The sequence below is a fragment of the Bradyrhizobium genosp. P genome (assembly GCF_049949265.1).
GTDB lineage: Bacteria > Pseudomonadota > Alphaproteobacteria > Rhizobiales > Xanthobacteraceae > Bradyrhizobium.
Genome location: NZ_CP188195.1, coordinates 5,845,900 through 5,860,064 on the forward strand (window position 1 = coordinate 5,845,900; position 14,165 = coordinate 5,860,064).

The 14,165-nt window shown below is 63.1% G+C and carries 15 protein-coding genes; 6 read left to right on the forward strand and 9 right to left on the reverse strand.

Annotated elements, in window-relative coordinates:
• Window positions 1-25 precede the first annotated feature (25 nt).
• The 7 genes from ACP2YO_RS28370 to ACP2YO_RS28400 all read right to left on the reverse strand — a co-directional run bounded on the left by ACP2YO_RS28370 (window position 26) and on the right by ACP2YO_RS28400 (window position 5,850).
• A complete protein-coding gene (locus tag ACP2YO_RS28370) occupies window positions 26-1,066 on the reverse strand; it encodes an IS110 family transposase (protein ID WP_426434447.1) in 1,041 nt (346 codons plus the stop codon).
• A 702-nt stretch (window positions 1,067-1,768) separates the two neighbouring features.
• Window positions 1,769-2,122 (reverse strand): cupin domain-containing protein, encoded by a 354-nt coding sequence (locus ACP2YO_RS28375; protein ID WP_426434448.1) that lies wholly within the window; start codon window positions 2,120-2,122, stop codon window positions 1,769-1,771.
• 202 nt (window positions 2,123-2,324) lie between these two features.
• Window positions 2,325-2,522 (reverse strand): DUF2934 domain-containing protein, encoded by a 198-nt coding sequence (locus ACP2YO_RS28380; protein ID WP_426434449.1) that lies wholly within the window; start codon window positions 2,520-2,522, stop codon window positions 2,325-2,327.
• 328 nt (window positions 2,523-2,850) lie between these two features.
• Window positions 2,851-4,236: a glutathione-disulfide reductase gene (gene gor, locus ACP2YO_RS28385; RefSeq protein WP_426434450.1), complete on the reverse strand. Its 1,386-nt coding sequence runs from the start codon at window positions 4,234-4,236 to the stop codon at window positions 2,851-2,853.
• A gap of 53 nt (window positions 4,237-4,289) precedes the next feature.
• Entirely contained in the window at window positions 4,290-4,826 is a 537-nt protein-coding gene (locus tag ACP2YO_RS28390; protein WP_426434451.1) for a DUF2059 domain-containing protein, read from the reverse strand.
• A gap of 22 nt (window positions 4,827-4,848) precedes the next feature.
• Window positions 4,849-5,547: a ribose-5-phosphate isomerase RpiA gene (gene rpiA / locus ACP2YO_RS28395; protein ID WP_426434452.1), complete on the reverse strand. Its 699-nt coding sequence runs from the start codon at window positions 5,545-5,547 to the stop codon at window positions 4,849-4,851.
• Between the two features lie 69 nt (window positions 5,548-5,616).
• Entirely contained in the window at window positions 5,617-5,850 is a 234-nt protein-coding gene (locus ACP2YO_RS28400; RefSeq protein WP_426434453.1) for a hypothetical protein, read from the reverse strand.
• On the opposite strand from ACP2YO_RS28400, the gene gph reads away from it, so the two are divergent.
• The 5 genes from gph to ACP2YO_RS28425 all read left to right on the forward strand — a co-directional run bounded on the left by gph (window position 5,849) and on the right by ACP2YO_RS28425 (window position 10,918).
• Window positions 5,849-6,529, forward strand: coding sequence for a phosphoglycolate phosphatase (gene gph / locus ACP2YO_RS28405; RefSeq protein WP_426434454.1), 681 nt, complete (start codon window positions 5,849-5,851; stop codon window positions 6,527-6,529). The two genes, ACP2YO_RS28400 and gph, sit on opposite strands and share 2 nt — an antisense overlap.
• A gap of 163 nt (window positions 6,530-6,692) precedes the next feature.
• On the forward strand, window positions 6,693-7,205 hold the full coding sequence (locus ACP2YO_RS28410) for a hypothetical protein (RefSeq protein ID WP_426434455.1): 513 nt from the start codon (window positions 6,693-6,695) through the stop codon (window positions 7,203-7,205).
• A 179-nt stretch (window positions 7,206-7,384) separates the two neighbouring features.
• Window positions 7,385-8,419, forward strand: a complete 1,035-nt coding sequence (moaA, locus tag ACP2YO_RS28415) for a GTP 3',8-cyclase MoaA (RefSeq protein ID WP_426434456.1) — start codon at window positions 7,385-7,387, stop codon at window positions 8,417-8,419.
• A gap of 355 nt (window positions 8,420-8,774) precedes the next feature.
• On the forward strand, window positions 8,775-9,314 hold the full coding sequence (locus ACP2YO_RS28420; RefSeq protein ID WP_426434457.1) for a TRAP transporter small permease subunit: 540 nt from the start codon (window positions 8,775-8,777) through the stop codon (window positions 9,312-9,314).
• Window positions 9,311-10,918 (forward strand): TRAP transporter large permease, encoded by a 1,608-nt coding sequence (locus ACP2YO_RS28425; protein ID WP_426434458.1) that lies wholly within the window; start codon window positions 9,311-9,313, stop codon window positions 10,916-10,918. Before ACP2YO_RS28420 ends, ACP2YO_RS28425 begins: the two co-directional genes overlap by 4 nt.
• Before the next feature lie 74 nt (window positions 10,919-10,992).
• Here the strand turns inward: ACP2YO_RS28425 and ACP2YO_RS28430 are convergent, their stop codons facing one another.
• Entirely contained in the window at window positions 10,993-11,988 is a 996-nt protein-coding gene (locus tag ACP2YO_RS28430) for a hypothetical protein (RefSeq protein WP_426434459.1), read from the reverse strand.
• A 59-nt stretch (window positions 11,989-12,047) separates the two neighbouring features.
• On the reverse strand, window positions 12,048-12,932 hold the full coding sequence (locus tag ACP2YO_RS28435) for a metal ABC transporter substrate-binding protein (RefSeq protein ID WP_426443333.1): 885 nt from the start codon (window positions 12,930-12,932) through the stop codon (window positions 12,048-12,050).
• A 252-nt stretch (window positions 12,933-13,184) separates the two neighbouring features.
• Here ACP2YO_RS28435 and ACP2YO_RS28440 point away from each other — a divergent pair, with 252 nt between their 5' ends.
• Window positions 13,185-14,156: a CobW family GTP-binding protein gene (locus tag ACP2YO_RS28440; protein WP_426434460.1), complete on the forward strand. Its 972-nt coding sequence runs from the start codon at window positions 13,185-13,187 to the stop codon at window positions 14,154-14,156.
• The last annotated feature ends 9 nt before the right edge of the window (window positions 14,157-14,165 follow it).

Genomic DNA, 14,165 nt, shown 5'->3' on the forward strand with positions numbered 1-14,165 from the left:
GCGAGCCCGCCAGCCGGCCAATCTGTTAGACGGCGACTGCCGCGGTGGCATTGATCCGTGCGGCGTCATAACTCTCGCCGGTCGCCATCAGCTTCCAGGCGATGCGGGCCACCTTGTTGGCGAGCGCCACGGCGGCAAGCTTCGGTGGCTTGCGCTTGATCAGGGCCAGCAGCCAGCGCGAGTGATGGCCGCGCCCGCGTCTGGCCTGCTGGATGACCGCCGTTGCCCCGATCACCAGCAGGCGGCGCAGGTCCTCGTCGCCCGCCCGCGTGATCTTGCCAAGCCTGGTTTTGCCGGCGGTGGAGTGATCCTGGGGGGTGAGGCCGAGCCAGGCTGCGAAGTGACGGCCGGAGCGGAAAGCATGGGGATCGGGTGTCTTCATCACGAGCGTCGTTGCAACGATCGGCCCGACAGAAGGGATCTGCGCCAGACGCCGGCCCACGGCGTCGGAGCGGTGCCAGGCCATCAATCTGGCTTCGATCTCCTGCAGCTCGCCCACGAGTCTGGTGTAGTCGCGGCCCAGCACCGTAAACAGCTCGCGTGCCAGGGCAGGAAGCGTCTCGTCCTGCGCAATCCGCGCCAGCAGCGGCTCGATCTTGTCGGTCCCTTGGGCCCCGATCAGGCCAAACTCCGCCGCATGGCCGCGGATCATATTGCCGAGCTGGGTGCGCCGGGCGATCAATCCAGCGCGGACACCCGTCAGCATCAGCGCGGCCTGCTGCTCGACCGTCTTGACCGGCACGAACCGCATGCTCGGCCGGCTCATCGCTTCACACAGCGCCTCCGCATCCCGACCGTCGTTCTTGTTCCGCGACACATAGGGCTTCACCAATTGCGGCGCCATCAACTTCACCTCGTGGCCCAGCTTGCGAAGCTCCCGTGCCCAATGGTGCGAGGCCCCACAGGCCTCCATCCCGATCACGGTCGGCGGCAACTTGGCGAAGAACTCCAGCACCTGCTTGCGCGCAAGCTTCTTGCGCAACACAGGCTGTTCCGCCGCATCAACCCCATGCAGCACAAAAATATACTTCGACGTATCCATTCCAATGCGGATAATCTCTCTCACGGACGGCTCCCTTGTCTGAGATTTGCAACAACCTCATTCTGGCACACTGATGCCGTAGGGGGCCGTCCACACCATCAACCACCGACATTTGTTGTGAAAGGGACTGTGGGCCCGGCGGCGCGCACCAATTCGCATTTGGGGCAATGGGTCCTGGCGTGCGCCAGGACGACAGTGAATGTGTGGCGCGATTCAACTTCAAGACTCGCGAATTCTCGTTCTCGCGACACGATTTGCCCGAGCTTTGCATTTCGTTTGCCCTCTCATCTTGTAGAGGGCGCAGGGAAAGCCGGGTGCCGATCGCACCCATGGGCCCCGTGCAACAAAAAGCACGGGGGGTAGGACCACAGGTGTAACCGGGAACTCCGGCTTTCCCTGCGCGATGGTTTACGGCTTATACGTGCTCTCCCCGGTGAGACTGGGCTCTTTTGTCACCGCCGTCAGCAAGAGACGTCAGTCTCTCGCTGACAGGACACCTGCCACTAGGGCGTCAGGCCTGCACGATTTCGCCGTCCGCCTCATGCGCACTCGTCAGTTGCGCAATCCGCGTCCACCGCATCCCACCGCGCGTTCGTGACGTGCGCTCGCCCCTCAATCGGGTGGGATGGACAAATCTATAGCACTGAGTTGCGCTTCTGAAAATCAGAATATTTTTCGCATGAGGCCTTGCGCCGTCGGGCAAATCAGTGCCAAGGGCGCTTTGCCTCACACAACCTTGCGCGGCGCCGCCGTCTCCACATTCCCCGTGTTCGGTGTCCCGGTCGGCTCGATCAGCAGCAGATGCACCTCCTCCCGTGCGACGGGACGATGCTCGACGCCTTTCGGCACGATGTACATCTGGCCTTCTCGCAGCGTGACGGTGCGGTCGCGCATCTGGATGTCGAGCACGCCCTTCAGGACGAGGAAGAAGTCGTCGGTGTCGTCGTGCTTGTGCCAGACGAACTCGCCCTTCACCTTCACGACCATGACGTCGCAGGCGTTGAACTGCGCAACAGTGCGTGGTGACCAATGATCGGAGAATGTGGACAGTTTTTCGTTGAGATCGATCGCATCGCTCATCGGCGCCTCCGCTTTTGTGGCTGAAAGCATACCAGCAATCCGCGACGCCCGCGCTGAGTGCCGGAACAGCGGCTCCACGTTCGGCGATCCGCGTCCCCCGGCGCCAGACCACCGTCAGACGACAAAGGACCCCGAAGCTGTCCTCGGGGCCCTGTGCTTGATGTCACTACGGCTCGTTCGGTGACCGCTGCCGGTTCACCCCTTACTGCAACTGGGCGGGCCTGCGGTGCCCGTTCAGCCCGGGAGGCGCCTCGCCATTGGCGCCGTTCTTGCCATTCTCCCGGAGCAGTTCCTTTTCGGCCTGGTACCACAGGGTATCCATCTGGCCATAGGGTTCACCAGCCTGCTTCCAGAGTTCGTAGGCTCGGGTGCGGATTTGCTCCTCGGTTGGACCAGTCATGCGCGGCTCCCTCATTCAACAAATCTGTTCTGAGAAATGGAATCGCTGCCGTTCGGACCCCGGCATTATCGTTCCGCACTCGCCGTGCGGCAATACCGCGAACACCCGGGCCCCCACGCAGCTATTCGGTTCGTGGAGGCAACTTCCGGGCCACCGCAAGGTTCCAAACAGGTGCTAGGCGTCTAACGCTAACGCTCACCGGTATCCAGCGGCACCGGCGCCGGGCTGCCTGAATTGTCACGGAGATTGCCCCAGCTCTCAGGCTTTGGGGCGCTGAGCCAACCGAAGGTCGCGAAAGCCGCGCCCCATGGGGCCCGCTAGGCAGTCCCTACTCGGCCGCCTGCCTTGCATGCCGCGTCGTCGGCGTGCGCATCGTCACCAGTTCTTCCGCCGCGGTCGGATGCAGTGCGATGGTGGCGTCGAAATCCGCTTTTGTCGCCTTCATCTTCACGGCGATCGCGACCACTTGGGTGATCTCAGCGGCGGCCTCGCCGACGATGTGGCAGCCGAGTATGCGGTCGTTCGTGCCGTCGACCACGAGCTTCATCAGCACCCTGGTGTCGCGGCCGGACATCGTCGCCTTGATCGGGCGGAAATCGGCCTTGTAGATGTCGACGTGGGAAAACTGCGCCCGCGCCTCTTCCTCGGTCAGGCCGACCGTGCCGACCTCGGGCTGCGAGAACACCGCGGTCGGGATCGTGGCGTGATCGACCTCCACGGGGCGCTTGCCGAACACGGTGTCGGCGAAGGCGTGGCCCTCGCGGATCGCGACCGGAGTCAAATTGGTGCGATGGGTCACGTCGCCGATCGCGTAGATGTTCGGCACCGAGGTCTTCGACCAGCCGTCGACCTGGATGCCGCCATTGGCCGGATTGATGGCAACGCCGGCGGTCTCGAGGCCGAGATTGGCGACGTTGGGATGCCGGCCGATCGCGAACATCACCTGGTCGGAGGCGATGCTCGAGCCAGTGGACAGATGCGTGGTGAAATCCTTGCCGTGCTTGTCGATCTTGGCGACCGTGCAGCCGGTGATGATGGTGATGCCGCGCTTCTCCATCTCGGCGCGGACGTGCTTGCGGACGTCCTCGTCGAAGCCGCGCAGGATATTGTCGCCGCGATAGATCACCGTGACGTCGGAGCCGAAGCCGGCGAAGATGCCGGCGAATTCCAGCGCGATGTAGCCGCCGCCCTGGATCACGATCCGCTTCGGCAGCTCTTTCAGGTGAAAGGCCTCGTTCGAGGAGATCACATGGTCGATGCCGGGAATGGCGGGCCCGTGATTGGGCGCGCCGCCGGTCGCGATCAGGATATACTTCGCCGTCACCTTCTCGCCGGTGCCGAGCCGCAGCGTGTGGGCGTCCTCCAGCACCGCGCGGGTCTTCACCACCCTGGCGCCCGATTTCTCGACATTGCTGGTGTAGATGCCCTCGAGGCGGCCGATCTCCTTGTCCTTGTTGGCGACCAGCGTCGCCCAGTCGAACGAGACCTGTCCAATGGTCCAGCCGAAGCCGGCGGCATCCGCGATCTCGTCGTGGACATGGCTGCCCATGACGAACAGCTTCTTCGGCACGCAGCCGCGGATCACGCAGGTGCCGCCCATCCGGTACTCTTCGGCGACCATGACCCTGGCGCCATACCCGGCGGCGATTCGAGCGGCACGAACCCCGCCCGAACCGCCACCGATGACAAACAGGTCGACGTCAAACTCCGCCATGGCAGCCCTCTTTGCTTCTCCCTCGCCCAAGCCGGGCGAGGTAACAGGCAACGCTAGTTGCCGATGTCCTTGCCGCGCTTCTTCATCTCGGCCTTGAACTGGGAATTGACCAGCACACCGAACTGCTGCGCCCATTGCTGCATATAGGTCAGCGAACCGTTAATTGCCTTGGGCTCGGCGACCAGAAGCTTCTGGCCGAGCGGCGACTTGTAGAACGCCACCAGGTCCTTCAACTCCTGCTCGGTGAACTCGCTGGCGTAGATCTGCGCCATGCCCTCGCCGATCTCCTTCTCACGGCCGGCATAGGTCTTGGCGACGATGATCGCGACCTCGTCGAGGTCCTTCTGATAGTTGAGGTACTGCTGCAGCAGGCCGGTCTTGGTCTTCTCGATGATGCCCGGAACCGCGCCGGCATACATGACCGCGACGTTCTTCATCGCCAGGATCTCCTTGGCGGACGCGATCGCCGCAGGGCTCGACGGCTTGACGGTGGGCGCTGCCGGCTGCTGTTGCGCCATCGCCGGCGCGGTCACCAGCGCCAGTCCAACGGCCAGGGTCGCAGCCGACAAAAGTCCCGAGAAACGCTTCATTCCAGTCTCCTTGCTTGCGGCGTTATCGCCGTTCAACAACCCGAATTCCCTGTGCGCCGGCCAGAACGGCGCTCGTGCCCAGCCCGATGAACAGGCCGTGTTCGACCACGCCCGGGATCACGCTGAGCAAACCGGCCAGGCGCGGCGGATCGCCGATCCGGCCAAGATGCGCATCGATGATCCAGTGGCCGCCATCGGTGACGAAAACGTGACCGTCCTTGCCGTGCCGGATAACCATTTGGCCGGACACGCCTGACAGCGCGAAGGCGCGCACCATCGCGGCCTGAGTCGCGGCGAGCCCGAACGGAACGACCTCGACCGGCAGCGGAAAGCGGCCGAGCACGTCGACCCATTTGCTCTCATCAGCGATCACGATCATTCGATCACTGGCGCTTGCCACGATCTTCTCGCGCAGCAGCGCACCGCCGCCGCCTTTGATCAGGTTCAGCGCGGGATCGATCTCGTCGGCTCCGTCAATGGTGAGGTCGAGATGATCGATCTCGTCCAGGGTGGTCAGCGGAACGCCGCAGCGGATCGCATCTGCGCGGGTCGCTTCCGAGGTCGGCACCCCCACGACCGTCATGCCGGCACGGACCTTCTCGCCGAGCAGCTCGACGAAATGCTTGGCGGTCGAACCGGTGCCGAGCCCGAGCTTCATGCCGTCGCGCACCTCTTCGAGCGCGCGTGCCGCCGCCTGGCGTTTCAGTGCGTCCATATCCACGTGCCGAGCAAGCCCCTGTCCTGGCGCCGTGCCGGGGCATCCGATCCGCCCCGCCCGGCGGGCGCATGTCTAGCCTCGTTTTGCCGGCAGGAACAGCACCAACGCGAGCCTGTCCAAGACGTAATCCAGGTCCTCTCGGCAAGGGTGGTCATCCAGCCCGATTCCACTGGCCGCACCGGTGACAAAAGCGGTCTTTCCGGCCAGTTCCCGCATCGCAGCCTTCCCCAATTCTCGCCATTTCTTGCAGCGGGTCAGCATCTTCTCTTGCATCGCGGCGCGCTGCCCGATAGCGAAAAGCGTCATGCCCTCTTCCTCTCCCCCCATCGTCGTGTTCGATCTCGACGGCACACTCGTCGACACCGCGCCCGACCTGATCAGCGCGCTGAATTATTTGCTCGATCGCGAAGGCCTGCCGCCGGTGCCGCTCGCCTCGGCGCGCAACATGATCGGCGCCGGTGCGCGCAAGCTGATCGAGCGCGGGCTGGAGGTGGAGGGACGCGCGGTCAGTGTCGCCGAACTCGACCGCATGACCAAAGACTTCGTCGGGTATTACGCAGATCACATCGCCGACGGCTCACGCCCGTTCGACGGACTGGAAGCCGCGCTCGACCGGCTCGAAGCGCAGGGCCATCGTTTTGCGGTCTGCACCAACAAGCTGGAGTGGCTGTCGAAACTGCTGCTCGACCGCCTCGGCCTCACTCCGCGCTTTGCGGCGATCTGCGGCGCCGACACGTTCGGGGTCGCAAAACCGGATCCCGCATTCCTGCGCGAAACGGTCGCCCGCGCCGGCGGCCGCCTTCCGGATGCGATCATGGTCGGCGATGCCGGGACCGATGTCGGGGTGGCGCGGCGGGCCGGGGTCCCCGTCATCGGCGTCGATTTCGGCTATACCGACGTTCCCATGGTGGACCTCAAACCGGATCGGCTGATCAGCCATATGGCCGATCTGCCGGACGCGGTGGCGAGCCTCAGGAAGCTCTAAGCCAAACGCAAGTAATTGATATTGCTTGTAGATATATAGGTATGCGAATATCTCGTTAACCATCCTTTAACGAACAGGCCTCGCGCGGTTGCGCCTCTGTTCCGACAATCCTATGGTCCGCTTTGGGGATTGTGGCAGTTAGCCGCAGTGTAGAGTGTGGATCATGCGTCGTGTCATCGCGATTGCGGTCGCCGGAATGAGTTTGGGCGGCTGCTCCTCGTTTTCGTTGGATTACTTCAAATCTGCACCGCCGCCGATGCAGGTGCAGCTGGATTCGCAGCCCCAGGGCGCGGATGCCGTGACCTCGCTCGGGCCGGGCTGCAAGACGCCCTGCTCGGTGTCGATCCCGGCGCCGGAAAGCGGCTTCTCGGTCACCTTCAATATGCCGAAGTTCGAGCCGGCGAACGTTCCTGTGACGGTGACCCGCACGCCGGGCGACTTCACCACACCGGCGACGACTGTGCTCAACCCGAGCCCGGTGTTCGCGCAGCTGCAGCCTGCCGGCCCGCCGCCGCGCGCGCACAAGCCGATGCGGCCGAAGCGGAAGAAGCCCAGGCCCGCGGCAGCTCCCGCAGCCGGCGCTCCGCCGGCTCCGGCCGGCTCGGCGTTCCCCGATCCGAACGCTCCTCCGCCGCCTGCCGCAGCGCCTCCGCCGCCAGCCGCGCCGCCGCGCTAAGGAACCGATTGCACTGCACAAGAGCCCGGCCCCACCGCCGGGCTCTTGGTCTTTTCGCGGGCTCGCGGATGCAGGACCGGTGATGTCGCCTGCCTATCATGCGATAGCGATTTGGCATGTTGCGGATCATTCCAACGAACGCATTGTGAGCGCATGCCAAGATGCCTAGATTGCGTTCTATGAGCGGATCCACGCAAACCCTGTCCGAGTCCCTGTTCCGTCCGATGACCGATCCGTTCGGGCGGACGATCCGTTATTTGCGCGTCTCCGTCACCGACCGCTGCGACCTGCGCTGCTTCTACTGCATGTCGGAGGACATGACCTTCCTGCCGAAGGCCGATCTGCTCACCCTGGAAGAGCTCGATCGGCTCTGTTCGGCGTTCATCGCAAAGGGCGTGCGCAAGATCCGCCTCACCGGCGGCGAGCCGCTGGTCCGCCGCAACGTGATGGGGCTGATGCGTTCGCTGTCGCGTCATCTGAGGAGCGGCGCGCTCGATGAACTGACGCTGACCACCAACGGCTCGCAGCTCGCGCGCTTTGCGCAGGAGCTCGCCGATTGCGGCGTCCGCCGCGTCAACGTCTCGCTCGACACGCTGGATGCGGCCAAGTTCCGCACCATCACCCGCTGGGGTGACATCGACAAGGTGCTCGCGGGCATCGAGGCCGCGCGCGCCGCAGGGCTCGCGGTCAAGATCAACGCGGTCGCGCTGAAGAACATCAACGAGGACGAGATCCCCGCGCTGATGCAGTGGGCGCACGGCAAGGGGATGGCGCTGACCTTGATCGAGGTGATGCCGATGGGCGACGTCGGCGAGGGACGCATCGATCAATACGTGCCGCTGTCGCTGCTGCGCGCGCGGCTCGAGAAGCAATACACCCTGACCGATCTCGCCGACGATACCGGCGGCCCGGCCCGCTATGTCCTGATAGCCGAGACCGGCGGCAAGCTCGGCTTCATCACGCCGATGACCCATAATTTCTGCGAATCGTGCAACCGCGTGCGCATCACCTGTACTGGCACGCTGCATACCTGCCTCGGCCACGAGGATGCCTCCGACCTGCGCAGGCCGCTGCGGGCCTCTACCGACAACGACATGCTCTCGGCCGCGATCGACCGCGCGATCGGGCTGAAGCCGAAGGGGCACGATTTCATCATCGATCGCCGCCACAACCGCCCGAGCGTCAGCCGCCACATGAGCGTGACCGGCGGCTAGTTCCCCGCGCCTCCCCGACGCCTTTGCCTCCCATTGGCCGCCCCCTGACCAGCCCGTGGCCGCCAGCCGATTTACCAAGGCGGGACAACGGTTTGGCCTTCAGTCAATTTGCCCATTTTCCGATTGACGGCGTACCACGTCGCTGATTTGGTGCCCCGGCTTTCACGCTGGCCGGTCAGACAGGCCGCTGCCCGACAGGCGCAGCCAACAACGGCGGAAGCGGATTTCGGGGGTGGACGACCGTTTTGCAACTGCTCCTGGAAAGTGAGCCGTGGCTCCGTGCGCGTTCGCGCGGCGGCCTGACGATGCTTGGCAAGATATTCGGCGCGCGCGCGGCGCGGCCGCGGAGACCGTGATGCGTCCAATGTTGGCTCTCAGTGCGGCCATCGACCGGCTCAACGAGAAGATCGGCTATATCTGCAACCTGCTGGTGCTGCTCGCCTGCCTGGTCAGTGCCGGCAACGCGATGATCCGCTACGCGTTCAGCTACTCGTCGAACGGCTGGCTCGAGGCGCAGTGGTACATGTTCGCCATTCTCGTGATGTTCGGTGCCTCCTACACGTTCAAGCGCAACGAGCATGTGCGCGTCGAAATCATGTATCTGATGCTGTCCGAACGCGGCCAGCTCTGGCTCGACCTGATCGGCACGCTGTTCTTCCTGATCCCGTCCTGCCTGCTGCTCGCCTATCTGTCCTGGCCGTTCTTCTACCAGGCCTATGTGGTCAGCGAGACCAGCGGCAACGCCGGCGGCCTGATCCGCTGGCCGATCAAGTTCGTTATCCCGTCCGGCTTCGTGATGCTCGCGTTGCAAGGCGTCTCAGAGGTGATCAAGCGGATCGCCGCGCTGCAGGGCTACGTGACCATCGACGCGAAGTACGAGAGGCCGACGCAATGACGATTACGCTCGAGATGATGCCGCCCTTGATGTTCGGCGGCCTGATCATAGCGATGCTGATCGGCTATCCGGTGGCGTTCACGCTCGCCGCGGTCGGCCTGTCGTTCGGATTCCTCGCCATCCACCTCGGCTTCTTCGACCTCAACTTCCTGCAGGCGATCCCGGGCCGCATTTTCGGCAGCGTGCTCTCCAACGAGCTGCTGCTCGCGATCCCGTTCTTCACCTTCATGGGCGCGATATTGGAGAGGTGCGGACTGGCCGAGGACATGCTGGATTCGATGGGCCAGCTGTTCGGCCCTATCAGAGGCGGCCTCGGCTATTCCGTGATCATCGTCGGCTTCATCCTCGGCGCCATCACCGGCACGGTGGCGGCGCAGGTCATCGCCATGGCGCTGATCTCGATGCCGGTGATGATCCGCTACGGCTACAACATCCGCTACGTCACCGGCGTGCTGGCCGCCTCCGGCACCATCACGCAGCTGGTGCCGCCGTCGCTGGTGCTGATCGTGCTCGCCGATCAGCTCGGCAAGTCGGTCGGCGACATGTATCTCGGCGCATGGGGTCCGTCGGTGTTCCAGATCCTGCTGTTCGCCGGCTACACCTTCCTGCTCAGCATTATCAAGCCGAGCCATTTGCCGGCGGTGCCGAAGGATGCGCGCACGCTGACCGGCTGGGCACTGTGGAAGAAGTGCCTGCTCGGCATCATCCCCTCAGCGGTGCTGATCTTCGTCGTGCTCGGCACCATGATGATGGGCCTTGCGACCCCGACCGAGGCCGGCGCCATGGGCGCGGTCGGCGCGATCGTGCTGGCCGCCATCCATCACAAGGATTTCAGCGCCACCGGACGCAAGATGTTGATCGCAGGCGTGATCGCGGGCGGCATCGGCACCATCGTGGCGATGCTCTACACCGAGAACCTGATCTTCAAGCTGGCATTCGCGATCACCTATATCGCGGTGGTCTGGATCTGCCTCGAGGCGGTGCGGATTCCGGACCTGCGCGACCTGATCAAGCAGGGCTACGAGACCACCATGCGCATCACCTGCATGGTCACCTTCATCCTGATCGGATCGACCTGCTTCTCGGTGGTGTTCCTCGGGGTATCAGGCGGCGTGTGGCTGGAGCATCTGCTGACATCGCTGCCCGGCGGCGTCTGGGGCTTCCTGATCTTCATCAACCTCTTCATCTTCTTCCTGGCGTTCTTCCTCGATTTCTTCGAGATCGCCTTCATCATCCTGCCGATGATCGCCCCGATAGCGCAGAAGGTGCTGGCGCCGGTGGTCGGCCCTGATGCCGCGCTGATCTGGTTCGGCGTGATGCTCTGCGTCAACATGCAGACCTCGTTCCTGCATCCGCCGTTCGGATTTGCGCTGTTCTATTTGCGCGGCGTGGCGCCGAAGGAAGTGAAGAGCTCCGACATCTATTGGGGCGCGATGCCCTGGATCGGCCTGCAGGCGATCATGGTGATCCTGGTGATCGCATTCCCGATCACTGTCACCGGGCTGCTCGACAAGCCGGTCAATGTCGACCTCGACAAGGTCAAGATCGAAGTGCCGCAGATCGACCTGCCCCCGCTCGATTTCGGGCCGCCACCGAAGCAGTAGCGCGGAACCATGATCCGAACCCGAAGGGGCCGCGTCATCTTGAGCCCGAGTACCGCGACAGCAGGTCGACTTCATCACCGCTTGCAAATCGGCGTTGATCCTTGCATCGGTGCCGGATGATCTTTCTTGTACTCGGCGAGGATCGGTTCGAGGTTTCCCTTTGGCCAAAATTTCGGAGCGCGTATTTCCTTCAGGCAGGAAGCATTCCAATATAATCCCGCGGCCGACAGCGGCCGGCCCGCGGCCGCCGCTCGCGCGACGGCGTCGACGTCGGCGGCGTCAGGATAGATGTAGAGCGTCGTAGGATTGTCCTTCGCGAGCGCGATGATCTGCCCGGCGTCCGACGGCGACCAACTGGTACAGCCGTTGCTGCGGCCGCCGGCGTAACTCACCAGCGTCCCGAACGGAACGTAACCGTCGTGGTTTGCGTACGGACTGCGCGGATCCTTTCGAAGACAGACGCTCCGCAGTAATTCAGCAGGATGTCCGCCGATCTCGCGCTGCCTCGCGTTTGCGGTCTCGCCTTCGCCGTCAAACTGAACGAAGGAGCGTATCAAAACCGAGTCTTGTTTCGTTGAGACGCGATAATAGCCTTTGAAAGACGTTTTCGTCTCGCCTGTCACGTAGGCTCCGCCGGCCGTCAATTCCGAATCCATCGCATTGCTGAAGTTCTTCGCACACCGTCTTCCGTTTGCGAAATCCGCGATACCTTTCAGATTGCGACCGCCGCCGTGACCCGCCGAAATCGCACGAAACGTGCGGTCGGACTCGCAGATAACGTAAAACCGGCCCCCTAATTTGCCTTCGCTTGCATCGTTGGGACGCGTGGCGTCCATGGCGAAGTAGCATGGATTTTTGACAGCGCCTTCGCTGACTTTTTTCAGGTAAAGCGCGCGCGCCTTCCGCAAGACCGGTTGCGCGATTTGACCTTCGCCTTCGCCGACATGAGGCCGCAGCCAAGCCGGAACGTCCGATGGCTGCTCCGCGGCAAGAGAAAACGTCGACGCCATGACGGCGATGACCATGATGAAAAGGTTGGCGATAGTCAGGAGGGAGGGTCTCAACCGCACGGATCAATTCTCCTATTGACGCCTAGCCCAGCGCCGGGTCATGCGATCTGAAAGGCACGCTACTCCGCAAGGGCGCTCGCAATCGTCCTGACGTTATGCCTGACCATGTCGATGTAGCTGGGAGCATCGCCTTTCTCGTTGGTCAGACTATCCGAATACAGCGTTCCACCGATCGCGGCACCAGTCTCGGAGGCAATTTGGCGCATCAGCCTGGGGTCGCTGACGTTCTCCAGGAAAACCGCAGGGATCTTCTCTTTCTGGATTTGCGCGATGATGCTTGCGATATCCCGCGCGCTCGGCTCGGTTTCGGTCGAAACGCCCTGGGGCGCCAGGAAGGTGATGTCGTAAGCGGCGGCGAAATAGCCAAAGGCGTCGTGGGTTGAAATAACCTTGCGCCGCTCGGCCGGAATCCGCGCGACCGTCTCGCGAACCTCGCGATCGAGCGTTTCCAGTCTGGCCAGATAGGCCGACGCGCCGGCTCGGTATATCGCAGCGTTGGCGGGGTCGGCGGCTCCCATGGCGTCCCGGATATTGGCAACATAGATCTCGGCGTTCGCAATGGACTGCCAGGCGTGCGGATCCAATGACCCTGCGCCGCGATCACGATTCAGGATATCGCCTGCCGTAACCGTACGCGGCACGATGCCGTGCGTTGCGACGACGGTGGTCGCGTTGCTGCCGGATGATTTGATGAGCCGCGGTAGCCAACCCTCCAGGCCCAGGCCATTGACGATTACCAGTCCGGCATTCCTGATCGCCTCCGCATCGGCGGGCGTCGGCATGTAGACGTGGACGTCACCGTTGGCACCGACGAGGGTGGTCACGTCGACCCGATCACCACCGACGTTCCTGGCGAAGTCGCCGAGGATCGAGAATGTCGCCACCACCTTCAGCTTCGTCGTTACTTGCTGCGCGGAAGCGGGCAAGATCGCCGGCGCCGCCATAAGGCCTGCCAAAATCAGCAGCCGAAGCCGCAGAAACCAGACCTTCTGCTTCGACAGGGAGATACCGCGCGGCGAATGAGGGGCCATTCCCGCATCTGACGTGCGTTGATCCATTTCTTGCCTTTGCATCGCCACGAAATATATGTAATGTTATAACATTGCAATGCGAGTGGCAACGAGTTCGCCGACATCACTTTGCATCACGTTGCCAAGGCGTCTTCTACCCGCGAAGCGCGAAGAGGAAACAACACCATGTCCGATGCTGCACCCCGGATTCCCGTTACGGTCCTGACCGGCTATCTCGGCTCCGGCAAGACGACGTTGCTGAACCGCATTCTCACCGAGACACATGGCAAGCGGTTTGCCGTGATCGTGAACGAATTCGGAGAGATCGGTATCGACAACGATCTCATCGTCGACGCGGACGAGGAGATTTTCGAGATGAACAACGGCTGCATCTGCTGCACGGTTCGGGGCGACCTCATTCGCATCATCGCGGGCCTGATGCGGCGCAGCCGAGCTTTCGACGGCATTGTCATCGAGACGACCGGGCTCGCCGATCCCGCCCCGGTGGCGCAAACCTTTTTTGTCGACGAAGACGTCCGCCGCAAGACGAAGCTCGACGCCATCGTCACCGTCGCGGATGCCAGACATCTGCTCGAACAGATCGACCGGGCCCCGGAAGCGCAGGAACAACTCGCGTTCGCCGATGTCGTTCTCCTTAACAAGGTCGATCTTGTCGATGCTGGCGGCTTGGCAACAGTCGAGCGTCGCATCAAAAGCATTAACCCGTATGCGAAGATTCACAGAACGGAGCGCTGCGGCATCGATCTCGCCCAGGTACTGGCGCGAGACGCCTTCAATCTCGAGCGGATTCTCGACGTCGAACCGGGATTTCTCACCGAAGAACACGCGCACGAGCACGACGACAGCATCGGCAGCCTGTCCCTGGTCGCGGATCGACCGCTGAAGCCCAACAGGTTTGTGTCATGGATTCAAGATGTGACCCAACGCTACGGGACGGACATCCTGCGCATGAAGGGCATCGCCTCGATCGAGGACGACGACCGGCAGTTCGTGGTTCAGAGCGTCCACATGCTCGTTGAAGGCGGAAGTCAGCGTCCCTGGAAGGATCAGGAGCCACGCCAGACGCGGCTTGTTTTCATCGGACGTGACTTGCCGAAAGAGGAGCTGCGGCAAGGCTTCGAAGCCTGTTGCGCCTGAGGGAGCGCA

Bases quoted from the DNA above. Each gene is read 5' to 3' on its own strand.
- ACP2YO_RS28425 (WP_426434458.1), top strand. From the start codon at position 9,311: ATGACGATTACGCTCGAGATGATGCCGCCCTTGATGTTCGGCGGCCTG.
- ACP2YO_RS28400 (WP_426434453.1), bottom strand. From the start codon at position 5,850: ATGACGCTTTTCGCTATCGGGCAGCGCGCCGCGATGCAAGAGAAGATG.
- ACP2YO_RS28390 (WP_426434451.1), bottom strand. From the start codon at position 4,826: ATGAAGCGTTTCTCGGGACTTTTGTCGGCTGCGACCCTGGCCGTTGGA.
- ACP2YO_RS28435 (WP_426443333.1), bottom strand. From the start codon at position 12,932: ATGGCGGCGCCGGCGATCTTGCCCGCTTCCGCGCAGCAAGTAACGACG.
- gor (WP_426434450.1), bottom strand. From the start codon at position 4,236: ATGGCGGAGTTTGACGTCGACCTGTTTGTCATCGGTGGCGGTTCGGGC.
- ACP2YO_RS28375 (WP_426434448.1), bottom strand. From the start codon at position 2,122: ATGAGCGATGCGATCGATCTCAACGAAAAACTGTCCACATTCTCCGAT.
- ACP2YO_RS28380 (WP_426434449.1), bottom strand. From the start codon at position 2,522: ATGACTGGTCCAACCGAGGAGCAAATCCGCACCCGAGCCTACGAACTC.
- ACP2YO_RS28440 (WP_426434460.1), top strand. From the start codon at position 13,185: ATGTCCGATGCTGCACCCCGGATTCCCGTTACGGTCCTGACCGGCTAT.
- ACP2YO_RS28420 (WP_426434457.1), top strand. From the start codon at position 8,775: ATGCGTCCAATGTTGGCTCTCAGTGCGGCCATCGACCGGCTCAACGAG.
- moaA (WP_426434456.1), top strand. From the start codon at position 7,385: ATGAGCGGATCCACGCAAACCCTGTCCGAGTCCCTGTTCCGTCCGATG.
- ACP2YO_RS28410 (WP_426434455.1), top strand. From the start codon at position 6,693: ATGCGTCGTGTCATCGCGATTGCGGTCGCCGGAATGAGTTTGGGCGGC.
- gph (WP_426434454.1), top strand. From the start codon at position 5,849: ATGCCCTCTTCCTCTCCCCCCATCGTCGTGTTCGATCTCGACGGCACA.